The following is a 25,426-nucleotide window of genomic DNA, read 5'->3' on the forward strand; positions in this document are numbered from 1 at the left end:
TCCCCTGGGGTTGACCAGGAAGTGCGAACCTCGCGAGGGCCCGGTTTTCCTGACATACGCTCGGGAACGGGTTCCAACGCCACCGGAGGTGGGTACGCTGTCGGTGTCATTTTTCAACCAATCGAGCACATTCGAGCGAACGTGGCCCAGCGCAAGACGACATATTCTCGAAGTGTTCGAAAATGGCAAGTATTCGCACGGCCGCAAGGTGGCCGAGCTGGAAACCGCGCTGGCCGGTCACACCGGTGCGAAGTTCGTCATCGGGGTCAACAGCGGAACGGACGCGCTGGTCCTGCTGCTGCGGGCGGCGGGCCTGCGGCCGGGCGACGAAGTGGTCGTCCCCGCCTTCTCCTTCGGGGCGTCGGCCACGTCGGTCGTGCTCGCGGGCGGCCGCCCGGTCTTCGCCGACATCGAGCCGGACGGGTACGGCATCGACCCCGCCGCGGTGGCGGACGCCGCGGGGGAGCGCACCCGCTTCGTCATGCCGACGCATCTGTTCTCGCGGCTCGCGGACATCGACGGCGTCCTCGGCGTGGCCCGGCGGCTCGGGCTCACCGTGGTGGAGGACAGCGCGGAGGCCATCGGCATGCGCCTTCGCGGCAAGCACGCCGGGCTTTTCGGCGCGGGCGGAGTGCTGTCGTTCTTCCCGACCAAGACGCTGGGCGCGCTCGGCGACGCGGGCGCGGTCCTCACCGACGACCGGCGGATCGCCGAGACCGTCGACGCGCTGCGCCACCACGGCCGGTTCGGCGGCACGATCGCCGACTTCCCCGCCATCTCGACGGCGACCGGCCTGCCCGGCGTGAACAGCAAGATGGACGACATCCAGGCCGCCATCCTCCTCGCGAAGCTCACCAGGCTGGACCTCGACATCGCTCGCCGCGCGGAGCTGGCCGCCCGGTACACCGCGGCGCTCGCGGACGTGGAAGGTGTGCGCAAGCTGCCGTCGGCGCGGCCGGACAGCGTCTTCTACGTCTACGTGGTGGAGGTCGACGCGCGCGACGACCTGGCGGCGCATCTGTCGGCGGAGGGTGTGGAGACCGAGATCTACTACCCGGCGCCGCTGCCTCAACAACCGTGCTTCGCCGGGCTCGGCCATCGGAAGGGCGAGTTCCCGAACGCCGAGAACGCCTGCCGTCACACCCTCGCCCTCCCGCTGTATCCGGACATGCCCACCGCGGATTGCGACCGTGTCTGCGACTCGATCCGCGCGTTCTACCGCGGGCGGCGTGGATGACGCTGCCGTTCTTCCCGCCCGATCTCTTCGACGAAGACCGTGCCGAACTGCTGGACATCGTCCGCCGGGTCGGCCTCGCACCGGAGCAGAAGTTCATCCTCGGCGACCAGACGGCCCGCTTCGAGGCGGCGATCCGTGACTCCGTCGGCGCGGCGGACGCGATCGCTTGCGGCAGTGGGACTTCGGCGCTGACGCTGGTGCTGCGCGCGATGGACGTCGGCGCGGGGGACGAGGTGATCGTGCCCGCGTTCGGCTGCGCGCCGCTCGCCGCCGCGCCCGCCTTGCTCGGCGCGACGCCGGTGTTCGCCGACATCGACCCGTGGTCCATGGTGGTCGATCCCGAAGCGGTCGCGAGCCTGGTCACTTCGCGGACCAAGGTGATCATGCCGGCGCATATGTTCTCGGTCATGGCGGACATGCCCGCGCTGCGCCGGATCGCGGCGGCGGCGGGTGTACGGCTGCTGGAGGATTCCGCCGTCGCGCAAGGAGGAAGCCTCGCGGGCACGCCTGCCGGGAGATGGGGCGACGCGGGCGTGTACTCGTTCGTCCAGGTGAAGACGTTCGGGATGCCGGGGGAGGGCGGCATGGTCGTGACCGACGATCCGGAACTCGCCACGGCCGTGCGGATGCTGCGCAATCACGGCCAGGACGGCAAGAACCGGTTCCTTTACCACCGCGTCGGCTACAACAGCCGGTTCGACGAGATCATGGCCGCGTTCCAGCTGTACCGGTTCCCCGGCCTTCCCGGGCGGCTTGCGCGCCGGGCCCGGATCGGGGAGTACTACACCGAGCGCTTCGCCGATCTGGCGGGTTGCGGGGTGCTGGCGCCGCCCCCGGTGAAGGACGGACGGTGCTACTACGTCTATTCGCTGCTCGTCGAGCGCCGGGACGAACTCCGTGAGCACCTGGCGGCGCGGGGGATCGGCTCGCACGTCTACTACCCGGCCCCGCTGCCGCGGCAGCCCGCGTTCGCGCGGTACACCCGGCCGTCGGACACCTGGCCCGCGGCGGAGCTGGCCGCGCGGCGCACGCTCGCCATACCCATCTACCCCCATCTGACGGACGAGCAGGTGGAACGCATCGCCGACGCGGTGTGCGAGTTCGCGAAGGAGCCGTGATGCAGCAGATCACCAGCACGCCCGCGCCGAGCGAGGTCGCCCAGGAGTGGCACAGGCGGGCGGAGCGCGCCGGGCTGTCCCGCGTCATGCGCGCCTCGCAGCCCGCCGAACTCGCGGCCGAGACGACCACTCGCACCATCCGGCTCGTCACCGGTCTCCTGCGTTCACTGGGCGACGTCGGTGCCGCGCTGGAGATCGGCTGCGGGATGGGCAGGCTCACCCCGGCGGTCGCGGCGCACGCCCGTACGGTGACGGCGATCGACATGACCCCGCGCATGCTCGCGCTGGCGAGGGAGAACTGCGCGCATCTGTCCACTGTGGACTTCGTGCGCACGACGGTCCAGCGGCTGCCGTGGCGGGACAGGCGGTTCGACGTCGCCGTCTGCGTGTGGGTGCTGATGCACGTACTGGACGACGACGAGATCGCCGAAGCGTGCCGGGCGATCGCCGCGGCGGCCCGCCATCTCGTGCTCGTGGAATACGAGGAGGCGGACATCCCCGTCGGCAGGTTCTCGCGGTTGCGGACCGTCGAGGAGTACCTGGCCTTGCTCCCGGGCGCCCGGCTGCTCGAACGGCACGACCTGCATTACGGCGGTGACCGGTCCTTCGCCGCGCTGATCGCGTTGGACGGGCGATGACCGCGACACTGGCCGCGACACGCGGCAAGGCGTATTTCCGGCTCGCGAAACTCGACATCGTCGACTACTACCTCGGCGTGGTCGTGGTGTGGACGCTGCTCGCGCCGTCGGCGAGGTTCGACAGCGGTGTCCTGGCCTCGGTCGGGGTGTTCCTGCTCGGCGAGGTGTTCGTGATCGCGGCGATGGTCGCCCTCGACGACCTCACGGGATACCGGGACGGCAGCGACATCACGAACTATTCGCCGGACGACCCGAAGCGCAAGCGGTATCGCAAACCGCTGGTGGCGGGCACCCTCGACGAGGGCCAGGTGCTGCGGTTCGCCTGGGTGACGGGCGTCGTCGGCGCCGTGCTCTGGCTGACGGCCATCGCGATCGCACCGCACCGTCCTTTGTGGACCGTCGTGCTGATCCTGGTCACCTATTTCTTCTCACTGCAATATTCCTGGGGCGTGAAGCTCAGCTACCACGGCTTCCAGGAGTTCTTCATCGCGGCGCTCGGCTGGGCGCTGGTGCTGGCGCCATACGGCCTCGCGGCCGGCGAGTTCACCGGTTTCGCGCTCGCGCAGGCGTTGCTCTTCGGGCTGGGACCGCTGCTGTTCGGCGTGTACTCCAACACCAACGACGTCGACGGCGACCGGCGGGTCGGCAGGCCGACGGTCGCGGCGCTGACCACTCCGCGCGGCAACATGTACTTCGTGGTCGCCGTGTCGGCGGCGGAGTTCGCCCTGATCTTCGCCGTGCCCGCACTCGGCGGCCCGTGGTGGTTCCCCCTCGCGTTGCTCCCGACCCTCGTGGCGCGGATCCGGCAGCTCTGGCTCGGGTTCGTTCAGGACGACATCATGCGGGCCAGGAAACTCGGCATCCACATCCACCGGATGACCGTGCTGAGCCTGGTCGTGGTCAACCTGGTCGTGATCACGTGACCGATGTCGAGGTGGCGGTGGTCGGCGCCGGCGTCGCCGGGCTCACCGCCGCGTACGAGCTCGGCAAGGCCGGGCACGAAGTGCGGGTGTTCGAAGCGGCCGACGTGGTCGGCGGCCGGATGACGACGGTGCGTGAGGACGGCTTCCTGATCGACACCTGCGCCGAGCAGATGGCCGAGCGGGGGTATCGCGAGACCTGGCGGCTGTTGTCGGAGCTCGGCATCGGCGATGACGCCGCACCCCGGATCGGGCGTGGCATCGCGATGTGGCGGGGCCGACCCAGGTCCGGCGTCGCGGAGACCAGGGGGCTGCTCACCGGGGCGGGGTTGTCGCTGCGGGCCCGGCTGGCCGGGGCGCGGGCGATGCGGGGCGAGTTCGACCCCGAACGGCCGGAGATCTCGCGGCTGGGCGGCCGCACCGTCGCGGACTTCGCCGCGCCGCACCACCCGGATCTGCTGAACTACCTGCTGCAGCCGGTCGTCTCCGGGTTCTTCGGCTGGGATCCGGCGCGTTCGGCGGCCGCGCCCCTGCTCGCCCTGCTCACCTCGGTCGGCCCGCCGCCGACGTGGCGGGCGTACCGCGACGGAATGGACACCTTCGCCCGCGCCCTCGCAGAGCGGGTCGACGTCAGCACGGGCTTCCGCGTCGATCAGGTCGTCGACGACGGTTCCGCGGCGCGGATCGTCAGCGGTACGCGCGAAATCAGCGCGAAGGCCGTGGTGCTGGCGGTGCCCGCCCCCGTCGCGGCCGAGCTGCACCCGGGACACGGGTCGGCTTTCCTCTCCGCCTGCTCGTTCACACCGGTGGTCAAGGCACATCTGCTGCTCGATCGCCCGCTCGGCGGGCCCGACTACGCCGTGATCGTGCCGACCGCGGAGAACGGCACGGTGGCCACGATCATCTTCGACCATCTGAAACATCCCGGCCGCGCGCCCGCGGGCCGCGGCCTGGTCACGGTCATGGCCCATCCGGCCTCGGTGCCGGAGCTGCTGGCCGCCACCGACGAGGACGTCGTGACCCGTCTGACCGACGCGGCCGAGCGCCTCGTCCCCGGACTGCGGGCGGCGACCCGCCGCGCCCTGATCCGGCGGGTGCGGCACGCGGCGCCCGAGGCGACACCGCGTGCGCTCGCCTTGCGTTCCGCCTTCGAGGCGGGGCTCGGCCGGGGCGTCGTCGACTACGCGGGCGACTGGGTGTTCCTGAGCCCGTGCAGCGAAGCCGCCGTCCGCTCGGGCGTCCGGGCCGCGCGGCGCCTGACCGAGCGGATCGCGTGTCCCGTCCAGGAGGAACGAGCCGGATGAAACCGCACGACATGGGAACGTTGTTCGACGAATGCGCGCGCACGCGGACGACGGTGCGCCTCGACCGGCCCTTCGACATCGCGCCCGAGCGCGGAACCGTCCACTCGGTCGCCGGGCTCGCCGAACTGGTGCGGGACGCGGCGGGGTGGCTGTCCGAAGCCGGTGTGCGGCCGGGGGACCGGGTCGCCATCGTCAAGCGGAACCACTGGGACTACGACCTGCTGGCGTGCGCCGCGGCACGGCTGGGGGCGGTCGCGGCGAAACTGTCCGGGCATCTGCCGGACGACACGCTGGAAATCCTGCTGAAACGGCTGGACGCCGCGGTCGTGGTCACCGACCGGCCGTCGCTGCGCGGAGACCGGGTCCTGCCCATCGACGGTTTCGCCGCCGCCCCGCCGCCGGAGCCGTACCGGAGGCACCCCGACGAACCGCTGCTGATCTGCCATACGTCGGGGACCACCGGGACACCGAAGCTGGTGGTCCACACGACGCGGACGATCATCGACCGGCTGGCCCGCCCGGAGGCGATCCGCTGGCCCGTCCTCGGCGTCCGGCGTGACGACGTCCTGGGCAACGCCAGCGCCTACGCGCACGGCCGGACGTTCTGCTGGACGGCTTCGGCGCTGTGCCTCGCTCCACGGGAGATCGTGATCCTGAGCGAGCCCGCCTCGGCGGCGCGGGTGTTCGGACGGCATCGGCCGACGGTCGTCGAGGCCCTCCCGTCGACCTTCGTGCGCTGGCGGCCACTCGCGTGGTCACCGGAGAATCCGTTCCGCCGGGTGCGGCGGTTCGTCAGCACCTACGACGCCGTGCACCCACCGGTGATCAGGACCATGCTGAACGCCACCCGCCGCAACCGTCCACTGTGGATGGAAGGCTGGGGTCAGTCGGAGACCGGCCCCCTCTCGTTCCGGTTCTTCACCAGGAACTCCGTGCGGGCGACGCGGGACATCGGCAGGCCGCTGCCCGGTCTCGCCAGACTGCGGGTCGTCGACCCGGAGACCATCGAGCCGGTACCGCGAGGCACGCCGGGGCTTCTCCTGGCTCGCACTCGGGCTCGCTGCGTGGCCTACGTGGGCGAGCAGGACCGCTGGGCGGCCAAGGCGCACGGAGCGTGGTGGAACACCGGCGATCTCGGCGTGGTGAGCCGGACCGGCGCGGTGACTCTGCTCGATCGGGAGGTCGACAGCGTCCCCGGGCTGAGCTGCCTCTCGGTGGAGGACGCGATCGAGGACCGGCTTCCGGCCATCGCCGAATGCGTCGTGCTTTCCGCGGCGGGGCGGGCGCCGATCCCGGTCGTCGTGACCGACACCGGGCTGGATCCGGCGCGGTGGCGGGCCGCCGTGGCCGGTCTGCCGCCGATGGGGGAGCCGGTGACGCTCGCGTGGGACGACGTCCCGCGCACCGGCACCGGGAAGGTGCGGCGGCTGGAACTGCTGGAGCGGCTGACCGGGACGGCCGCCACGAACGGATCGGGAAGGTGGACGTGACGACGGCCTACGTGTTCGACAACCACAGCGGGCACGCGACCGAGCAGCATCGGTGCCTCTCCGAGGCGTACGACCCGGCCACCTTCGAGCGGCTGGAGCGGACCGGCTTGCGAGAGGGCTGGTCCTGTCTCGAAGTCGGCGCGGGCGGCAGCGGCGTGGCGCGGTGGCTCGCCGCGAGGGTGGCGCCGACCGGATCGGTGCTGGCGACCGACATCAAACCCGATCACATCGGGACCGGGCCGGGACTGACTGTCCTCCGGCACGACGTCGTCCACGATCCGTTGCCAGGCGGCGGGTTCGACCTCGTCCACGCCCGCCTGGTCCTGCAGCATCTGCCGGAGCGGGAGGCCGTCCTCCGGAAACTGGCGCGGGCACTGAAACCGGGCGGCTGGATGCAGATCGACGAGTTCGACATCTCCTACGGTCCGGTGCTGCTCGCACCCGACGCCCGCGCGGCGAGTGTCTACGAGAAGTTCCTGGCGGCCAAGGAAAAGACGTTCAAGACCGCGGGCGGGGACGGTACGTGGGGCCGCCGGGTGGCCGCGTCGATGGCCGGCGTGGGCCTGGTCGACGTCGACCCGGTTCCCCTGATCTTCCCGTGGCGGGCGGGCTCGCCCGGTGTGCGGCTGCTGATCCACCACACCCGTCATCTGCGGGACCGGTTGCTCGCCGCGGGGATGACCGACGGCGAACTCGCCGAGGTGCGTGCGGTCATGGCGGATCCGGGGTTCCGGGCCTCGTCGTGCGTGCTGTACTCCGTGCAGGGAAGGCGTCCCGAATGATCACCGAGGTGGAGGCCGTGACGGTCGCGGGTCCGGTCGACCTGCCGCTGGCCGGTGAGCTCGACGTGCAGGCGGCCTGCGGGATCATGCACGTCCACGGCCGGCGCTTCGGCAGGCCGACCCCGCTCGGGCTCGACTACGCGTCCATCCTCGCAGCCGAACTCGCCGAATTGGGCGGCGTCGCGGTAGGGCTCGCTCGTGACCGGGGGATCCCGCTGCGCGGCGTGTCCACTTCGGTGGCGCAGGCGGCTTTGCTGGCGATTTCCCAATATCTGGCGGCGGCGACGGCCGAAGACGACCATACCGAGGACTTCTTCCCCGGTGGTCCGCCTTTCCGCTCGGCCGACGGCGTCGCCTACGAGATCGAGACGCTCGATCCGGCGGTGTGGCAACGGTTCTGGCGGGAACTCGGCGTCGACGGGCGGGTGATCTCCAGTGCCTGGCGGCCCTTCGTGCAGCGCTTCGCGACCGCGACCTGCCCACTGCCGCCTCGGCTGTCGGAAGCGCTCGCGGCACGCCCGATCGCGGCGGCGGAGCGGATCGCGGTCCGTACCGGGATGACGCTCGTGAGGGTGGCGGATCGGAGACTCGACCGGCTGCCCGCGTTCGTGGTGAGCGGACTGGGCCGCGGGCACCGGCCCGCCCGGCCGTCGATGCCGCTGCCGTTGTCCGGTCTGGTGGTGCTCGAATCCTGCCGCCGGGTACAGGGCCCGCTGGCCGGGCACCTGCTGCGGCTGCTCGGCGCCACGGTGCTGCGGATCGAGCCGCCGGGTGGCGATCCGCTGCGGTGGGTCCCGCCGATCGCCGGCGACGCGTCGGCCAGGTTCCGTGCGCTCAACGACGGCAAGGAGGTCATCGAGATCGACTTGAGCACCCGGGACGGCAGGGGCCATTTGCTCGACCTCGCCGTCGGGGCCGACGTGTTCCTGCACAACTGGGCGCCCGGGAAGGCCGGGCGGTGGTCGTTGAGCGCACTCGATCTGGCGCGTGCCCGGCCGGGGATCCTGTACGCGCACGCGTCGGGATGGGGCACCGAGCTGGGGCCGGAACCGCCGGTGGGCACGGATTTCGTCGTGCAGGCCCACGCGGGCGTCCCGCCGTCTCTGATGACGATCGTCGACGTGTTCGGCGGGGTCGTCTGCGCACACGGCATCGTGACGGCCCTGGCGCGCGGCGCGACGCGGGTCGACTCGTCGCTCCTGTCCGCGGCCAGCAGGCTCAACGCGGGAGCCCGGCGGCGCTGTGACCGTCCGTTGACCGTGCCGGTGTGCGACGACCTCACCGCACTCGCCGCGGATCCCCGCTTTTCCCGCGCGCTGATCCACGACGACTGCGTGCTCGTCGCGTCGCCGTGGGAATTCACGTCATGACCTGGGTTTCCGCGACCGGGGTGGTGCTGCGCGACCTCGTGCCCGCCGGGCTCCGCCGCGAATGGGTCCGATGTGGACACTGCCCGGACAGGGATCTGTACTCGCTTTTCGGCGAGCGGGTGCGCGAGCATCCACTTCGCACGGCGGTGATCGACGACGAAGGCTCGCTCGATTACGCGCGCTTGGACGCTGCGGCACGGGAGCTGGCAGCGCGCCTGGCGGCCGCCGGATGCGGTTCGGCGGAGATCGTCGGGGTGCGGGAACCCGCCGGGCGGGCCTCGGTGGTCGCGGAACTGGCCGTCCTCGCGCTCGGTGCCGTCGTGCTGCCGTTGCCGCCGGGCTCGGACGACCTCCTCGACCGCGCGCGCGTGCGGTTCGTCGTCGAGAACGGGCGAGTGGCGGGTGAATCGCGCCAAGCGACGCGCGTCGTCCGTCCACATCCGGAGGCCCCGGCGCGGATACTGGTGTCGTCCGGTTCGGAGTCGGCGCCGAAGATGGTCGCCTACTCGCACAACGCCTTCGCCGGAGGGCGGGCGAACTACCTCCGTGCCGTCCACGGCGACACGAAGGTTCCCCGGGACCTCGTCCTGGTCTCGCCGACGTCGGGATTCGGCTCGTTCGGGGTGCCGGTGACGCTGTGCCGGCTCGGCGGCACGCTGATCCTGACGCGCCGCTTCGAAGCGGGCGCGGCGCTGCGGCTGATCACCGAACACCGCCCGACCCACGTGTTCGCCGTACCCGCGATGTGGCGGCGCATGGCCGACCATCCCGCCACGGTGGACACCGCCGGGCTCGCGGCCATCGTGTCGAGCGGCGACACACTGCCCCCTTCGACGCTGGCCGCCTGCCGGGAGCGGTTCGGCGTCGAGATGGTCGATGTCTACGGCTCGTCCGACGGCGTCAACTGTCATACGACGCAACCGGAGAACGGTGTCGGCGTACCGGATCCCGCGGTATGCGAGATCCGGATCGTCGACGGCGAAATCCACGCGCGCGGCCCGATGACACCGCTGTGCTACGTCGCCGCGCCGGAACTGGACGCCGCGTACCGGCCCGACGGCGGCTGGGTGCGGACCGGCGACAACGGCCGTTTCGACGAGCGCGGCAGGCTCCACGTCACCGGCCGGAGCAAACGCGTGGTGATCCGCGGCGGATACACGATCAGCCCGGCGGAGGTGGAGCGCACGCTCGGTGAACATCCCGCGATCAAGGAGGTCGCCTGTGTCGCGGTACCGGACGCCGAACTGGGGGAACGGCTCTGCGCCTGCGTGGCACCCAGGAACGGCCACTCGCCGACGCTGTCCGAGCTGACCGCGTTCCTCACCGCCAACGGCCTCGCCGTGCGGAAGCTGCCGGAGTTGCTGGTCACCCTTCCCGAGCTCCCGCTGGGCCGCACCGGCAAGACGTGCCATCGCACGCTGGCCGATCTCGCGGCTCGCCTCGCTGCTCGTCCGTGAAGGGCTCCTTCACCACCTCGGCGACGCGTGCCTCCCGGCCAAGGCGTGTCGCGAAAGCCACTTTCGGGACATCAGACGTCCCGAAAGTGGCTTTCGCGACACCTCCGCCGGGGGCTCGCGCAAGGGCGGCAGCACCAGGGCATCCGATGCGGCGAAAGTCCCCTTCACAACACCCGACACCGTCTCGCCCCTCGGCCGTGAATGAACCGCCGATGAACCGGCGTCCGCCATCATCGAGACGATTCACCGCCCCCGACGGCGGTATCGGCCCGAGGTGTACGAAACAGGTGGCGAGTTGCGCAGCGATGACGTCCGGACGGCGAGGTCAGCCGATGCGGTAACCGGCTCTCGGCACCGTGGTGATCAGCGGCGGCTTCAGCAGCTTCCGCCGGAGGCTCGTCAGCAGGACGTCGAGGACGTTGGACGCCGGATCGGCCACCTCGTCCCAGCCCGCCCTGATGAGCTGATCGCGGGAAACCGGACGGCCCGCGTTCTCCAGCAGGCAGCGCAGCACGGCGAATTCCGTGCGGGTCAGGCTCAGCAGGACCCCGTCGCGCCGGACCTCGTGCCGTCCGGTGTCCAGTTCGAGGTCCGCGGCCCGCAGCACCGACGGCAGCGGGACCCGGCCGCGGCGGCAGAGGCTGCGCACGCGCGCCACCATTTCCGCGATGGCGAAAGGTTTTTCGAGGTAGTCGTCGCCGCCGCGCCGCAAACCGGCGACGCGCTGATCGGGGTCGCCCAGCGCGGTCAGGAACAGCACGGGGGTCGTCCAGCCGGTGCCGCGTTTCCGCTCGACGTAGTCCAGCGCGTCGCCGCTGGGGAGCATCCGGTCGAACACCACACAGTCGTAGGCGTTGACGAACAGGGCCTCGTCGGCGGGGCGGAGATCGTCCACCGCGTCGACGGCGAACCCGGCGGAACGCAGGGACGAGTGCACAGACGACCGGAGCGCTTCGTCGTCTTCGATGACCAGGATCCGCACACGGCCAAGGTAGCCGAGCCGCCGGGCGGCCGGATCGGGGTGATCGCCCGTTCAGCGGAGCGCAGGGCGCTAATCTCCCACGGTGACCCCATGACCTCCCTCTCTGGTGCGAGGATTGGATGCCGATGAACGCGAGGGTGCTGGTCGTCGAGGACGACGAGGACATCCGGATGGCGGTGTCCGCCGAGTTGCGCGCCGCCTCGTTCACCGTGGACGCCGCCGGTTCGCTGGCGGCCGCGGCCGCGGCGCTCGACGCGACCGGAGCGCACGACTGCGCGGTCTTCGACCGGATGCTGCCCGACGGTGACGCCATCGGTTTCGTCGACGAGCGCAGGCGGCGGGGCTGGGCCGTGCCGGTGCTGTTCCTGACCGCGCTGGATTCGAGCAGCGCCCGGATCGAGGGATTCGAACACGGCGGGGACGATTACCTGGTCAAACCCTTCGTGATGGCGGAGCTGCTGGCTCGGGTGATGAACCTGTGCCGCCGCCGGGACAGCAGGCCGCCGGTGCTGCGCCACGCCGACCTCGAAGTCGATTTCGCGCGCTGCGAGGTCCGCCGGGGCGGCGTGCTGCTCTCCTTGAGCAACCGTGAATTCGCGATCCTCGAATACCTCGCGACCCGTCCCGGGATGGCGGTGTCCAGGGCGGATCTCGTCGAGCACTGCTGGGACCTCGAGAACGAGCCCACGGCCAACGTCGTCGACGCCGTCGTCAAACGGCTGCGCCGCAAACTGGGCGAGCCCGATCCGGTGGAGACGGTGCGCGGAGTCGGGTTCCGGCTCTCGTGACCGGCATTTCGACCGACACCTCGACCGGGCGGCTGCGACGGCTCCGCGGTCTGCTGACGCTGCTGTTCACCGCGATGAACGCGGTCGGCCTGGTGGTGCTGGCGTGGCTGCTGATCGAGGCGGACGCCGATCAGGGCAGGCAGCGGCTCGACAGCGACGTCCGCCAGGTCTCCGCGACGCTGGCCAGGCTGATCGCGGCGGACGGCGGCGCGATCGTCACCGCCTACATCGGCACCGACACGGTGAACGAGCAGTGCCCGCAGTTCGCCGTCCTCCCCGGCACCGCCCCGCGCTTCGAGCCCTACCGCGGCGAACGCGAGTGCGTCCCCGTCGACGACGCGCTGCTGAACCGGCTCGCGACCGAGGCCACCGGCACGAACCTCTCGAAGACCGGCTACGAGAAGACGGCCGCCGGCCGGTCCGTCTACGTCGCCGCCGATCCGATCAAGGACACCTCGCAGCAGATCGTCGGCGCCGTCGTCGTGGTGGCCGACGCCGAGGTCGTCGACGAGCGGCACGACGAGTGGACGCTGCTGGTGATCGGCGGCTGCGTGCTCCTGGTGCTCGGGCTCGGCGCCGCCGGATACTTCATCGCGGGACGCGCCATGCGGCCGGCGACCGCGGCGCTGGAACAGCAGAAGTCGTTGCTGGACGGGGTTTCCCAGCTCCTCGACGGCGTCGTGCACGACCTCAAGACGCCGGTGGCCGGCCTGCGCGCGCTGGCCGAGACGGCGTCGCGGAACCCGGCCGCGCAGGCCGAGATGTTGCCGAGGACCATCCGGCTCGCCTCGATGATGGGCGACATCATCGATCTCTGGCCGAGCCGTGCCCGGATGACCGCCGGGGTCGAGAAACCGGCCATGGAGCCGTTGATGCTCGATCAACTCGTCGAGATGGTCGTCGAGGACATGCCCGCCGACGGCGCCCGGATCTCGGTCACCTCCGTGCCGACCCGCGTCGAGGGCGACGCGACGTTGCTGCGGCGCGCGGTCGCGAACCTGATCGGGAACGCGGTGAACCACGGCCGCGCGCCCGGCGAGGAGGCCGACATCCAGGTCACCGTGCTCGACGGCAGGGTGATCATCGCCGACCGCGGTCCCGGCGTCGATCCGGAGGGGGCGGCGGAACTGTTCGAACGTTTCGTCAGCGGCGGCGGATCGACCGGGATCGGCCTCGCCGTCGTCAAGTGGGTCGCCGACATCCACGGCGGCACGCTGCGTCTCTACAACCGCGACGAGGGCGGGGCGATCTTCGAGCTCGCGTTGCCGATGGGACCGGTGGACAGGCCATGACGCCGAACGAACGGGTTACCCTGCCGGATGTGATCCGTGCAGGTAAGGGGACCGCCGGGGCGCGCTGGCGGGCAAGGGCTCCGATCGCGTTGATCGTCGCGGGCTGTGTCGCGGTGGTCGGCATCGCCGTGGGCGGCGCTTCGAAACCGCTGCCCGGGCTGGACGTGGTGCCGACCGGGCACTGGATCTACAACTCCGTGCTCGGCAAGGCGTTCCACATCGACGGGGCGGGCAAGCGGGCGGACGCCGAAGTGAGCGTCCCGGGCGCGGACAAGGACAGCCAGGTCGTGCAGGGGCCGACGCAGGGATACGTCGTCGGCCCTTCGAAGAACATCGAGTTCGGCAAGTCGACGTTGTCGGTCGAAGGCAGCCATCCCGCGCCCGCTCCCGAACGTCCGGTGACCCTCGAAGTCCGCGGCGGGCCGTACGCCGTCTACCGCGCAGCCGGGACGGTGAGCCGCTTCGGCGAGCACGCCGTCACCGTCAAGGCGGGGGGACCGCTGGGGACCCCGGTCGCGACCCCGGACGGGCGCCTTTGGCTGCACCGGCTCGACACCGGGCTGCTGTGCGAACTGGCTCCCGGTTCGGAGCGGCTGTCCTGCCCCTTCGTGATTCCCCAGGGACACAAGGGTTCCCTCACCGTCGTCGGCGACACCGCGATGTTCGTGGACACCACCGACGACACCGCGCGGACGGTCGCCGTCACCGGCCTCGGGGATCCGGTGAAGCTCGGCGTCGAGGTCCCGGAGACCGCGGTCGCGGCGTCGAACGACGTCGAGGGCAAGGTGGCGATCCTCGATCCGCAGGGGTCGCGGCTGCATCTGGTGGACGCCGCGCCACAGAACAAGACCCCTCCGGTGACCGTCGGCCTTCCGCCGGGTGACTACGCGGGCGTCGCCGCCTCGCGGACCGCCGTCGCGGTGGTCGACCGCACCAGCAAGACACTGCGCACCTACGACCGTGACGGCCGGGAGCGGGACAAGAAACCGATCCCCGGCGAGGGCGGCAGGCCCCCGGTGCGCGGCCAGGACTCCAGGGTCTACGTCGACGGCGTGGACGGTTCCCACGTGCTGGTGGTGGAGCACGACGGTGCGGTGAACGAGGTCCCGGTGACCGGTGCTCCCGATCCCGCCCAGGATCCGAAACCGGTGGCTCCGCCGCCGCCCCAGAACCCTCCGGACACGCGAGGACCTGTCACGCAGCCCCAGCCGCCGCCCGCGCCGGCCGGGAAACCGGACCGGCCCGTCGTGCCGCAGCCGACGAAGAAGCCCCCGCCCGTCGCGGCGAGCCCACCGGGCGCGCCGCGGTCGGTGACGGCCACACCGGGCAACGCCTCCGCGACCGTGCGGTGGAACGCCGCGGCCGCGAACGGCGCCGCCGTGACCGGCTACCGGGTGACCTGGTCCGGCGGTGAGACCATGGTCGGCGGCGGCGCGCGGACGGCGTCGATCACCGGGCTGACGAACGGTGCCTCGTACGTCTTCACCGTGGCCGCGATCAACCGTGCGGGCACGGGGCCCGGTGCCAGTTCCGCACCGGTGACCCCGGCGGTGCCGAAGCCGCCGAGCGCCCCTGGCAACGTCGCCGCGCAACCGCAGGGCAACGGCGGCGCGCTCATCACCTGGACACCCGCGACCGCGAACGGCTCGCCGATCACCGGCTACCGGATCTACTGGTGCCCGGACAGCGAAGGCCCGAATCAACCGCATGACCCGCCGGACTGCGGCGAGGACACCGTGGGGCCGTCGGCTCGGCAGTACGTGGCCGACTTCCTGTTGGTGGGCACCGAACTCCGGTTCTACGTCGAGGCCATGAGCGCCGCGGGCAACGGCCCGGCGGGGGACGATCCGACGACACCCAAGGGACGGCCGGATATCGAGGTGACCCAGCGGAACGGGATGGTGCGGCTGGTGGCCAGGACGATCACCGAGAGCTCGAACTGGAACGCCACGCTCCCCGTAGTCGTCACCGGACCCGGCGGCTTGCGTGAGGAGTTCACGATCAAGCTCACCGGCCAGCACAACACCGGCACTGACCTCTTCCGCTATCCCGGTGCCAAGGGGGACGAGGTCACCGTGTCGTTGGATCCCAACTCCTACGACCCGATCACGAAGACGATCACCTGGAAATGACGGGCACGAAACAGGGGGCACGATGAACCAGCCGACCGCGACCGGGGTCTACCAGGCGGTCGCCGAGAACGTGCAGCGCGTGCTGCGCGGCAAGCCGGACGTCGTCCGGCTCGCGATCGCGGCTTTGCTGTCCGAAGGACACCTGCTGATCGAGGACGTCCCTGGCCTGGGGAAGACGACGCTGGCCCGGTGTCTCGCCCGCAGTATCGGCGGGAGCTGGAACCGGATCCAGTTCACGCCCGACCTGCTGCCCGGTGACGTGACCGGGGTGATGGTCTACCACCAGAACAACGAGAAGTTCGAGTTCCACCCCGGCGGGATCTTCGCGAACATCGTCCTCGCGGACGAGATCAACCGCGGTACGCCGAAGACCCAGTCCGCGTTGCTCGAGGTGATGTCGGAGCGGCGGGCGACGGTCGATTCCGTGCCGCACGAGGTGCCGCATCCGTTCCTGGTGGTCGCCACGCAGAACCCGATCGAGATGGAGGGCACCTATCGCCTGCCCGAAGCGCAGCTCGACCGGTTCATGATGCGGATCTCCGTCGGCTACCCCGATCACGACTCCGAGGTCCGGGTGCTCATGAGCGACTGCGCGCGGGTCAGCCCGGACGAGCTGGGCCCGGTCGTCGACCTGGAGACGCTGCGCCGTGCCATCGACCAGGTGCGGGACGCCTACCTCGATCCCGCGATCTGTTCGTACGCGGTCCGGCTGGCCGCGGCGACCCGGGACCACGCGGCGGTCCGGTACGGCGCGAGCCCGCGCGGGAGCATCGCCCTCGTCCGTGCGGCGCAAGGGATCGCGGCCACCGACGGCCGCAATTACGTGACGCCGGACGACATCAAGTTCATCGCGAAACCGGTGCTGGCCCACCGTCTGGTGCTCACCGCCGACGCCGAGCTCAACCAGCGGTCCGCGGCCGACGTCGTCGACGAGGCGCTGGCGGCGACGCCGGCACCCGCGATCAACGCGGTCTGAGCGAGGATGCGGCTCACAGGACGCGGTACCGGACTGCTCGTCGCCGCCGTGCTGCTGTACGGCGCGGGCGAACTGGCCGGATACCCACTGCTGCGCGTGCTCGCGGGAGCCGCGGTGGGCGCGTTGCTCGCCGGGGTGGCGCTGGCGATCCGGCGCCCGCGGGTCGAGGTGCGGCGCGACGTGTTCCCGGACCGCGTCGAACGCGGGCGCCCGGCGATGGCCCGGCTGCTGGTCGGGAACCCGGGGACGCGGCGGCAGGCCGGGTTCACGGCGCGGGAGCACGGGGAACACGGCGCCGAACTGGCCGTCACGGTTCGCCCGCTGCCACCGGGCGGCGAGGCGACCTACCATTACGAACTGCCGACGCGGCGGCGCGGGCGGTTCACGGTCGGGCCCTTGATCCTGGAGCGTGCCGATCCGCTCGGGCTGGTCCGCCGCCCTCTTCCGGCCGGTGACACCGCGACGCTGTGGGTCTATCCGAAACTGCATCCCGTGCGCGCGCTCGCGACCGGTCATCCCCGTCACCATCACGACGGGCCGACGACCGACGATTCGCTGCACGGTTCGGCGGATCTGCGGGACGTGCGCGAGTACGTCGTGGGGGACGAGGTCCGTCACCTGCACTGGAAGGCCACGGCCCGGACGGGGCAGCTGATGGTCAGGGACTACGTCGATCCCGATCACCCCCGGTTCACGCTGCTGCTCGACACCCGGGCGAAGGTGTTGTCGGAGAACGAATTCGAGGAGGCCGCCGAGCTGGCGGCGTCGCTGGTCAACGCGGCGGCGACGGCCGGGCACCGCTGCCGCCTGCTCACCTCGACCGGCGAGGATCTGACGACCTTCGGCGGCGCGCAGGCGGCGAGGCGGCTGCTGGACGTGCTGTGCGAGGTCGGCCAGGACCCGGCCGCCGACCGGCCGATGATCCCGATTTCGTTGTCCCGCAAGGGAGTCCGTGGTGGCTGCCTGGTCGTCGTGACCGGCAGGGCCGGGCCGGACCTGCGCGGGCTCGCGGTCGTCCGGCCGCATTTCTCGTCGGTGTACGTGCTCGGGGTCGGCACGCACGGGCTGGGGATGGACGGGCTCGGCGTGCACGGCGTCGAGGGCGTCCCCCGCGCCCGGAGGGTCAGCGCGGCGGACGCGGCCGAGGCGGTGAACCGGTGGAACGAGCTGGTGTCGTGACCCCGCGGATCGCGGACGTCGCCGTACTCGCCGCGGCGGCGATCGGAGGACTGCTCTTCGCGCCGGTCTTCGGTCTGACCGCGCTGCTCCTGCCGATCGGCGCGGTGGTTCTGGTGACGTACGGCGTCACCGAACTCGGCAGGCGGTTCCCGAAGACGGTGCCGTGGCGGCCGGTGATCGCGGTACTGGCGGGGCTGCTCGCGGTGATCGAGACGGCGCTGTCCGGAACGACCGCGGCGGGGATCCCGACGGGGGAGACGCTCGCGGTGCTCGCCGCCGGGGCCGTCGACGGCTGGCAGCTGACCCTGCGGACGACCTGGCCCGCCCGGCCGGAACCGGAACTGATCTCGTTCGTGCCGCTGGCCGTCCTGGTCGCCGCCGTACTGGGGATCGAACTGCTGCACCGGCTGCGCCGGCCACTGGTCGCGCTCGTGCCGGGGTTGCTCGTCCTGGTGCTGAGCCAGGCCTATGTCGCGGTGACCGGCGCCGCCGCGGTGGCCACGGGTATCGGCTACGCGGTCATCGCCGGACTGTTGCTGGTCAGCGGCGGGGGGATCGCGTTGCCCCGGCTGCTGAAGCTGGTCGCGCCCGCCGTGGTGCTCGGCGTCGTCGGCGCGCTCGCGCTGGCCGTGGCCGATCCGCTCGGGCGCCCCGCGTACTCCTTGAAGGACGACGAATCCGTCCCGCTGGCCGAAGAGTCCGTCACGAGCCCGCTGTCCGAGATCGCGTACCGGACCAAGAATCCGTCGCCGCAGGTGTTCCGCTACACCGGGGACACCCCGGCCTCCCGGCGCTGGCCGCTGGCCGTGCTGGACGAGTTCGACGGCTCGAACTGGTTACCCGGTGGTGGTTTCCGCCGCCTGGGCGCTGAAATCCCGCCTCGTACGGGAGAACAGGTCCCGGCCGCCAGGCGCCAGGCCACGATCGAGATGTCGGCTCCGTCCGGGCCGTGGCTCCCCGGCCAGACGTCGCCCGCGTCGGTCACCGGCGTCGACGCGCTCGTCGACGAGACACGCGGAACCCTGGTCACCACGGAGCCGTCGCCACTCCGGTACACCCTCGGCTGGTGGGAACCCCAGGTCGGCTCGGAAGACCTGATCGGCGCCGGAACGGATCCCGCGCTCCCGGGTGGTCTCGGCGGTCTCGGCACGGTTCCCCCGGAGATCGGCGAACTCGCCGACCGGGTGCTGCCGCCCGACCTGCGGCCGTCGTTCCAGACCGCCGTCGCGCTGGAGCGGTACCTCGCCGGAAACCACCGGCTCGCCACGGGTGACGACCTGCCGACCGGGCACGGCTGGCCGCAGCTGCGCCGGTTCCTGATCGACGGTGACAAACGGGGTACGAGCGAGCAGTTCGCCGCCGCGTATGTGGTGCTGGCCAGGCTGAAGGGGATCCCGGCGCGGCTCGTCGTCGGCTACCGCGCGCCGGAACGGGCCGAAGCCGACGGCACGCACGTCGTCCGCAACTCCGACATCATCGCGTGGCCGGAGGTCGCCGTGGCCAAGGTGGGCTGGGTCCCGCTCGATCCGTCCGGTGCCGCCGCACAGAGCGGATCCGGCGCGGCGAACGGGATCGCCGCCGCGGTGGCGGAGGTGCGGACCCAGCTGCCGCCGGTGCAGAAGCTGGAGAACCCGCCGCTGCCGCCCGGGGAGTCCGAAGAGGACACCGGCTCGGGCATGGGGAACTGGCGGACAGCGGCGATCGTCGTCGCCGCCGGGCTCCTGATCCTGCTGGTGCTATGGGGTGCGGGCGTTCCCGGCGTGACCGCGTTCCGCGCCTGGCGACGACGTCGAAAGGAAGGCCGGGACGGGGTGATCGGCGCGTGGGCCGAGGCCAGGGACCGGCTGCGGGCGCACGGACTCCGGGTGACCGCCGGGATGACCGTACGGGATCTGGCCGCCACCGCGGGCGTCTTCGGCGATCAGTCCACAGTGGACGGACTGCACTCGCTGGCGAGATCCGTCGACGCCGCGCTGTGGTCCGGGATGGCACCGGACGTCGCCCACGAGGCCTGGGCCGCGGTGCGAACCGTCCGAAAAGGACTCCGGCGCCGATCTTGGGCGGCGAGGCTGCGGGCGGCGGTCAACGTCCGGGTCCTGTTCCCGCCCCGCGCCGCGTGATCAGACGGACGACACGCGTGCTTGAACGGACGACACGCGTGATCAGACGGACGGCACGTGAGTCGTCCGCCTGATCACGTGTGTCGTCCGCCTGATCACGTGTGTCGTCCATCTGGTCACGCGAAACCACCGGGAGAGGCACGTTGCGAAAGCCACTTTCGCAACGTTGAAGGTTGCGAAAGTGGCTTTCGCAACCCTTCAACGGAGCTTCGCGCGGTGCGGCTCAGCGCTTGCAGACGGCGCCGCGGAGCGGCTGGAACTCGCTCTCGTAGGTGCCCTGCGGGCTGCTGCCCTGGATCTGGAAGCAGTACCGCAGGCCCGGCCGGACGTCGACCCGGCGCTGCTTGGTCCGCTGCGTCAAGATCACCTGCGGTTCCGCCCGGCCTTCCTCGGCGAGGATGATGGCGAAGTCCAGTTCGGCGTTCGACGTCCACGACAGTTCGACGTAGGTTTCGTGGTCGACGGGCGGCGACAGCCGGATCGCGACGCCGCTCGACGGGGGAGCGGCCGTGGGCGGCGGCGCGGAGGGGGCCTCCTCGCTGCCGGACAGGAGCCACGGAACGGCGACGGCGCCGCAGATCCCGGCCAGGACCGCGGCCGCGATGACGTATTTCCGCTTCGATGCCGCGGTTTCCGGCGGCGGCTGCTCCGGACGGGACGGCTCCAGCACGAGGATCGGTTCCGCGGGCAGGTCGAGCGGGATACCGGCCCGGGCCGCCGTGAGTTTCCGGTGCAGGTGCTCCAGCCGGGCTTCGGGGGCCTCCGGCCGTCGCTCCGGGTCTTTGGCGAGCAGTTCGCCGACGAGCGCCACGAGTTCGTCCGGGACGTCCGGCCGGGTGATGGGTGCGACGGGCTCGGTGAGCACGCGGTGGATGCGAGTGCCCGGCTGCTCGCCGACGACCGTCCTGTGTGGAGGTTCGCCGGTCAGCGCGAGGTACAGGACGGCGCCGAGGCCGTAGCGGTCGGTCCGCTCGTCCATGGTCTGGTCGCGCACGGTCTCCGGGGCGGTGAACTCGAGGCCGTGCAGCGGATCACGGGGGAACCGCCGCCGGAGCGCCACTCCGAAGTCGGCGACGACGGGTTCGCCGGTGCGCCGGATCAGGACGTTCCCGGGCGACACCGAACCGTGCACCACGCCGGCCCGGTGCGCGGCGGCCAACGCCCGCGCGACCGTTTCACCGATGATCAGCGCGTCCTGGACCGGCAGCGGCTCGGCCAAGGTGGCGAGGGAGCGGTCGCAGCGCGGCATGCGCAGCGCCGTCCGGCCGTCGGCGAGCTTGCCGATCTCGTCCACCGGCAGGATCGACGCGATTCCGGAGAGCGCGGCCCGTTCCCGGTCCAGCGCCGCCCGGGTCTCGCGGTCCAGCGAACCCGGGTACACCTTGAGAACCGTATCGCCGGGGCCGGGCACGATGGTGGCGGAGGCGCTGCTCATACGACGGCCGGATCCCCTCTCCACCGTGGACCCCTCCACGGTACAACAGGGCCCGGTTCACTTCCGGCAGACCGCGCCCCGGATGGGCCGCGGCGCGCTCTCCCGCACGTCGCCGCCGTCGGTGATCTGGACGAGGAAGCAGTACTTCCGGCCCGGGTCGACGGGGATCTTCATCGTCCGCTGCTGCCGGACGATCGTGGTCTTGGCCTCGCCGGTGCCGTCCGCGACGACGACGGCCGAGTCGAACCCCTCCGGCGCCCGCCAGGTCAGCTCGACCATCGAGCCGTGGTCGATCGGTGCGTCCAGTTCCACCCGGGGCGCGGGTTTCGGGTTCGTGCTCGTCTTCGGTGGGCTTGGTTGTGCCTGTGCCTGCGGCACCGGTTCGGGCGAACCGGGGATGAGGAACCAGGCGGCGGTCGCGAGCACGGTGGCCGCGCCGATGGCGAGCACCGGCCAGGCCGACCTCTTGCGGGGCTCGGGTGCCGGCGCCGGTTCCGGTGCGATGGTCAGGAGCGGATATCCCTGGATCCCTCGTGACACCACGACGGGAAGTTCTTCGTCCATAGTGGACGGTGCGGGGGTCAGCGCGATGAGGATCTCTTCGACCACGGCCATTCCGGAAGGACGGGAATCCGGGTCTTCGGCGAGGAGGTTCTCGATGAGGGAGAGGAGGTCGATCGGCGCGTCGACCCGGTGCAGCTCCGGCCGGTCCGGCCCGGGCGGGAGGCCGGTCAGCGCGAAATGGAGCACGGCACCGAGCCCGTAGAGATCCGCGTCTTCGCCGTGGGGGCCTTCCGGGGCGAGGAAATCGCTTCCGTGGTCCGGATCCCGGACGAAAACCGGGCGCAGGGTGCGTTCGAAATCGTTGATCACGGGTTCACCGGACGCGCGGAACAACACGTTGGCGGGGGTGAGCCTGCCGTGGACGATCCCGGATTCGTGCGCCCTCGCGAGCGTCGACGCGATCGCGGAGCCGAGGACGAGGGTGTCCGCGACCGACAGCGGGCCGGTGCTCTCGACCAGATCGAGCAGTGACCGGGTGCAGAGTTCGCTGCGGAGCGCGCACCGGCCGTCGGGCAGTTCCTCGATGACTTCGGGTACCAGGACCTGCCCGCCCAGCGCGGAAAGCCGCTCCAGTTCGTGTTCCAGCCGGAGGCGGGTGCGCTCGTACAGCCTGCCGGGGAACACCTTGAACGCGACGTCGCCTTCGTCCGACGGCAGGGCGAAGACGGCACCGGCCGATCCGCTGCCGAGCGCTTCCCCGTCCTCCGGTCGCATATCCGCAGAGTAATGCGGAGAACGCGATCGCGGGAGGGCGGATGAACCGCCGATGTACCGGCGCTGAACCGTGCCGCGCCACGCTGCTTCTCAGCAGCGACGCCACGGAACAAGCGAGGTGGGACGGATGAAGCAGAAGAACAATCTCCGGCGGGCGGCCGTCTACGGCGTCGCCGGTCTCGCCACCGCGGCCATCGGCGCTACCACCGCGAACGCGATGGTGGACGACCGGCCCGACGAGAAACCGGTACAGGACACCGCGCAGGCGGCCCAACCGCAGGAGGTCCAGGCGCCGGCCCCGCCGAAGCAGACGGCACCCCAGCCCAAGGTCGAGCCGCGGACCGAACCGGCCGCGCCTCGCAAGGCGACCCCGCCGCCGGCGGTGATGGCCCCCGTCGTACCGGCCAAGGTGCCCGTGGCCCCAGCCGTGCCTGCCAAGGTGTCCGTGGCCCCGGTCGTCAAACAGGCCGTTCCGGTGCAGCGCGCGGTGAAGGCCGCGCAGCCGGTCAAGAAGGTGGCCCAGCCGGTGCCGGTGGTGAAGAAGGCGGCGGTCGTCAAACCCCGCGTGGTGAAGACGGCCGTGCCGAAACTGGCGAACGTCCTCCCGGAGAAGAAGTTCGTCGTCCGCGCAGCGGTCGCCGAGACGGCTCCGCGCACGATCCGCGAGCAGCTGCGGGACAAGGCCAAGGCCGTCGACACCGCGAACGAAGCGGTGGAACGGGCGGGCAAGGTGCTGGACAAGGCCAAGGACGACCTGAAGAAGGCCAAAGGCGAGCTGAAGAAGCTCCGGGAGAGCGCCAAGAAGATGAAGGATCACGACAAGCCGGTCAAGATCATGACCGGCGACCGGGACTGAGCGCCATGGCCACGAACCTCGCCGAACGACCGGCGCTGTCGCTGTGGGCGGCCTTCCGGAAGTTCTCCGTCCCGCGCGCCCCGCAGCCCCGGTATCTGGTGATCCCGGAGGAGGCGTGGCTGAACCAGCGACCGTCCACTCCGGACACCGAGGACGACGAACGAGTCGAGTACGACTACTACCTGGAACACGAGGACAAGCCGCTCAGCAAGAGCGCGGTCACCGGCTTCGGCGGTGGGACCGCGTCACTGGTCTTCGGGGTGACCACCGGACTGGTCATCGCCACGCCCGTCGGCATCGCCGTCGGCGTGGCCGCCGGGATCTTCGGCGGCCTGATGGGCCGCTCCCTGGCCGAAGAGTTCTACGAACGCCGTCACGAAGACGAACCCCAGCTGTGAACGTCACGGCGGGCAACAGGAAATCGAGGTATCCCATGAACATCAAGCGTGCAGGCGTGCTCGGCGTCGCGGGCCTGACGACCGCCGCCGTCGGAGCGTGGACCTTCGGCGCCTTCGACGGGGCCGACGAAGCGACCGCGTCCGCCACTCCCGCCCCGGCCGCGGCCACCGCGCCGAAACCGGTCGCCGCCCCGCAGCAGCAGCCGGCCGCCCCCGTCAACCCGCTCGTCCAGCAGGTCGCGCCGCCCGCCGCGATCCCCGCGGCTCCGGCCGCGAAACCGGTTCCGGTCAAGCAGGTGGCCAAGATCAAGCCCGCCGCGGTGACGGTGAAGAAGGTGGAACGCCAGAAGACGCGGCTCCCGGTGGTCAAGGCGGCCGTCACCAAGGACAGCCGCGCCGAGCTCCGGCCCCGGGTGATCGTGGTCGAGAAGCCCGCTCCCGTCGTGCGGGAAAGCGCGAAGAAGATCATCGAGTCGGTCGCCAAGGCCAACGGCTCGCTGGACACGGCCAAGAAGCTCGTCGACAAGGCAGGCGACGAGGTCAAGAAGGCCAAGAGCGAGCTGGACAAGGCGAAGAGCGAGCTGAAGAAGCTCAAGGCCGAAAAGCACAAGCACAGCAAGGACAAGGGGAAGAACAGCGAGAGCCGGAAGCGGACCGAAAAGCGGACGGGCACCGGGCACGTGTCGGTGGACAGCAAGGGCCTGAAGCCGGGCCAGACCCGGACGGTCACGACGTCCAGCCCGGACGGCTCGTCCTGGTCCAGCGCCACGGTCACGGTCAAATAGCACGAACGAGTGAGCGGCGATTCGGGATCGGTCCCGAATCGCCGCTCACGAGGTGGGGATCAGGCGGCCTGACGGTATCCGGTGGCGTGGCCGAGCAACGCGGCCTGGTGAGCGTCGGTGAGGGCGGCTCCCGGTTCGACCCCGAGCTCCCGCACGATGATCGCGCGGGCACGGCGGAAGGCGGCGAGTGCTTCGCTGCGCTGACCGGTTTCGTTGAGCACCGTCACCAGCTTCGCCCACGCGTGCTCGCGCAGCGGGTCCTCGTCGATCAGGCCGTGCAGGAGCGAGACCGCGTCGAGGTGCCTGCCGAGCGCGTGGTCGGCTTCGGCGAGATCTTCGCGGATCTGCGTGTGCAGACGTTCCAGCCTGGCGATTTCGGCGAGGGCGTCCGGGGTCCGCAGGCCCTCGAACGGCGAGCCGCGCCACAGGTCCAGCGCGCCGGTGAGCAGCTTGGCCGCCCGCTCGTGATCGCCTTCGCGGAGCGCCTCGCGGCCTTCGGCGAAGTCGCGGCCGATGTGGTCGACGTCGGTGTCCTCGCGGTCGACGACGATCCGGTACGCGCCGGGCCTGCTCTCGATGCGTGTCCTGTCCGCCGCGGGTGCCAGTGCGCGGCGCAGCCCGCAGATGTAGGACTTCAGGTTGCCCCCGGCCGACGCCGGCGCGGCCCGGCCATACCAGGCCGCGTCGATCAGCCGGTCGACGCCGACCCACTTGCCGCGGTCGAGCAGCAGCGCGGTCAGCACAGTGGTCGGCTTGCCCGGTTTGATCGCGAGCGGCGGCCTGCCGGGTACGGCGACCTCGATCGGTCCGAGGAGCTGGAAGAGCATCGGATGTCCCCCCGTGGCGTGCTTGTGCTGTCAGCGGACAGCGTGCCCGACACGGTATTAGG

The 25,426-nt window shown here is 71.2% G+C and carries 22 protein-coding genes; 18 read left to right on the top strand and 4 right to left on the bottom strand.

Annotated features, from left to right (window positions below):
* Window positions 1–172: 172 nt before the first annotated feature.
* From NQK81_RS39580 to NQK81_RS39620, 9 genes are read left to right on the top strand one after another with little or no spacing between them, the layout of a single operon-like run.
* Entirely contained in the window at window positions 173–1,237 is a 1,065-nt protein-coding gene (locus NQK81_RS39580) for a DegT/DnrJ/EryC1/StrS family aminotransferase (RefSeq protein WP_257485556.1), read from the top strand.
* Window positions 1,234–2,355, top strand: a complete 1,122-nt coding sequence (locus NQK81_RS39585; RefSeq protein WP_257485557.1) for a DegT/DnrJ/EryC1/StrS family aminotransferase — start codon at window positions 1,234–1,236, stop codon at window positions 2,353–2,355. Before NQK81_RS39580 ends, NQK81_RS39585 begins: the two co-directional genes overlap by 4 nt.
* Window positions 2,355–2,993 (top strand): class I SAM-dependent methyltransferase, encoded by a 639-nt coding sequence (locus NQK81_RS39590; protein ID WP_257485558.1) that lies wholly within the window; start codon window positions 2,355–2,357, stop codon window positions 2,991–2,993. Before NQK81_RS39585 ends, NQK81_RS39590 begins: the two co-directional genes overlap by 1 nt.
* Window positions 2,990–3,916 carry a UbiA family prenyltransferase gene (locus NQK81_RS39595; RefSeq protein WP_257485559.1) on the top strand — a complete coding sequence of 309 codons (927 nt, stop codon included), beginning with the start codon at window positions 2,990–2,992 and terminating at the stop codon, window positions 3,914–3,916. Before NQK81_RS39590 ends, NQK81_RS39595 begins: the two co-directional genes overlap by 4 nt.
* Entirely contained in the window at window positions 3,913–5,217 is a 1,305-nt protein-coding gene (locus NQK81_RS39600) for a protoporphyrinogen/coproporphyrinogen oxidase (protein ID WP_257485560.1), read from the top strand. The genes NQK81_RS39595 and NQK81_RS39600 overlap by 4 nt, the downstream gene beginning before the upstream one ends.
* Window positions 5,214–6,707 (top strand): class I adenylate-forming enzyme family protein, encoded by a 1,494-nt coding sequence (locus NQK81_RS39605; RefSeq protein WP_257485561.1) that lies wholly within the window; start codon window positions 5,214–5,216, stop codon window positions 6,705–6,707. Before NQK81_RS39600 ends, NQK81_RS39605 begins: the two co-directional genes overlap by 4 nt.
* Entirely contained in the window at window positions 6,698–7,489 is a 792-nt protein-coding gene (locus tag NQK81_RS39610; protein WP_257485562.1) for a class I SAM-dependent methyltransferase, read from the top strand. The genes NQK81_RS39605 and NQK81_RS39610 overlap by 10 nt, the downstream gene beginning before the upstream one ends.
* Window positions 7,486–8,859 (top strand): CoA transferase, encoded by a 1,374-nt coding sequence (locus NQK81_RS39615; protein ID WP_257485563.1) that lies wholly within the window; start codon window positions 7,486–7,488, stop codon window positions 8,857–8,859. Before NQK81_RS39610 ends, NQK81_RS39615 begins: the two co-directional genes overlap by 4 nt.
* Window positions 8,856–10,316 carry a class I adenylate-forming enzyme family protein gene (locus NQK81_RS39620; protein WP_257485564.1) on the top strand — a complete coding sequence of 487 codons (1,461 nt, stop codon included), beginning with the start codon at window positions 8,856–8,858 and terminating at the stop codon, window positions 10,314–10,316. The genes NQK81_RS39615 and NQK81_RS39620 overlap by 4 nt, the downstream gene beginning before the upstream one ends.
* Window positions 10,317–10,641: 325 nt before the next feature.
* Here the strand turns inward: NQK81_RS39620 and NQK81_RS39625 are convergent, their stop codons facing one another.
* A complete protein-coding gene (locus tag NQK81_RS39625) occupies window positions 10,642–11,298 on the bottom strand; it encodes a response regulator transcription factor (RefSeq protein ID WP_257485565.1) in 657 nt (218 codons plus the stop codon).
* 119 nt (window positions 11,299–11,417) lie between these two features.
* Here NQK81_RS39625 and NQK81_RS39630 point away from each other — a divergent pair, with 119 nt between their 5' ends.
* Genes NQK81_RS39630 through NQK81_RS39655 form a run of 6 tightly spaced genes read left to right on the top strand, consistent with a single transcriptional unit; the run spans window position 11,418 to window position 19,785 of the window.
* The gene (locus tag NQK81_RS39630; RefSeq protein WP_371878832.1) at window positions 11,418–12,086 is read left to right on the top strand and encodes a response regulator transcription factor; all 669 of its coding nucleotides are present in this window, start codon (window positions 11,418–11,420) and stop codon (window positions 12,084–12,086) included.
* Entirely contained in the window at window positions 12,083–13,378 is a 1,296-nt protein-coding gene (locus tag NQK81_RS39635; protein ID WP_306856009.1) for a sensor histidine kinase, read from the top strand. The genes NQK81_RS39630 and NQK81_RS39635 overlap by 4 nt, the downstream gene beginning before the upstream one ends.
* A gap of 29 nt (window positions 13,379–13,407) precedes the next feature.
* Window positions 13,408–15,510, top strand: a complete 2,103-nt coding sequence (locus NQK81_RS39640; protein ID WP_257485567.1) for a fibronectin type III domain-containing protein — start codon at window positions 13,408–13,410, stop codon at window positions 15,508–15,510.
* A gap of 22 nt (window positions 15,511–15,532) precedes the next feature.
* Complete coding sequence (locus tag NQK81_RS39645; protein ID WP_257485568.1) at window positions 15,533–16,486, top strand: AAA family ATPase; 954 nt, start codon at window positions 15,533–15,535, stop codon at window positions 16,484–16,486.
* 6 nt (window positions 16,487–16,492) lie between these two features.
* On the top strand, window positions 16,493–17,665 hold the full coding sequence (locus tag NQK81_RS39650) for a DUF58 domain-containing protein (protein WP_257485569.1): 1,173 nt from the start codon (window positions 16,493–16,495) through the stop codon (window positions 17,663–17,665).
* Entirely contained in the window at window positions 17,644–19,785 is a 2,142-nt protein-coding gene (locus NQK81_RS39655; protein WP_257485570.1) for a transglutaminase TgpA family protein, read from the top strand. Before NQK81_RS39650 ends, NQK81_RS39655 begins: the two co-directional genes overlap by 22 nt.
* Window positions 19,786–20,008: 223 nt before the next feature.
* On the opposite strand, the gene NQK81_RS39660 is transcribed toward NQK81_RS39655, so the two are convergent.
* Window positions 20,009–21,220 (bottom strand): serine/threonine protein kinase, encoded by a 1,212-nt coding sequence (locus tag NQK81_RS39660; RefSeq protein WP_257485571.1) that lies wholly within the window; start codon window positions 21,218–21,220, stop codon window positions 20,009–20,011.
* A gap of 57 nt (window positions 21,221–21,277) precedes the next feature.
* Window positions 21,278–22,498 (bottom strand): protein kinase domain-containing protein, encoded by a 1,221-nt coding sequence (locus NQK81_RS39665; protein WP_257485572.1) that lies wholly within the window; start codon window positions 22,496–22,498, stop codon window positions 21,278–21,280.
* Window positions 22,499–22,625: 127 nt separating this feature from the next.
* Between NQK81_RS39665 and NQK81_RS39670 the strand changes: the two genes are divergently transcribed.
* Genes NQK81_RS39670 through NQK81_RS39680 form a run of 3 tightly spaced genes read left to right on the top strand, consistent with a single transcriptional unit; the run spans window position 22,626 to window position 24,537 of the window.
* A complete protein-coding gene (locus tag NQK81_RS39670) occupies window positions 22,626–23,354 on the top strand; it encodes a hypothetical protein (protein WP_257485573.1) in 729 nt (242 codons plus the stop codon).
* Between the two features lie 5 nt (window positions 23,355–23,359).
* The gene (locus tag NQK81_RS39675; RefSeq protein ID WP_257485574.1) at window positions 23,360–23,752 is read left to right on the top strand and encodes a hypothetical protein; all 393 of its coding nucleotides are present in this window, start codon (window positions 23,360–23,362) and stop codon (window positions 23,750–23,752) included.
* A gap of 35 nt (window positions 23,753–23,787) precedes the next feature.
* Window positions 23,788–24,537 (top strand): hypothetical protein, encoded by a 750-nt coding sequence (locus NQK81_RS39680; protein ID WP_257489995.1) that lies wholly within the window; start codon window positions 23,788–23,790, stop codon window positions 24,535–24,537.
* Between the two features lie 59 nt (window positions 24,538–24,596).
* Here the strand turns inward: NQK81_RS39680 and NQK81_RS39685 are convergent, their stop codons facing one another.
* On the bottom strand, window positions 24,597–25,364 hold the full coding sequence (locus NQK81_RS39685; protein ID WP_257485575.1) for an AfsR/SARP family transcriptional regulator: 768 nt from the start codon (window positions 25,362–25,364) through the stop codon (window positions 24,597–24,599).
* Window positions 25,365–25,426 lie beyond the last annotated feature (62 nt).

This window comes from Amycolatopsis roodepoortensis, from assembly GCF_024628825.1.
In the GTDB taxonomy this organism is placed as follows: domain Bacteria; phylum Actinomycetota; class Actinomycetes; order Mycobacteriales; family Pseudonocardiaceae; genus Amycolatopsis; species Amycolatopsis roodepoortensis.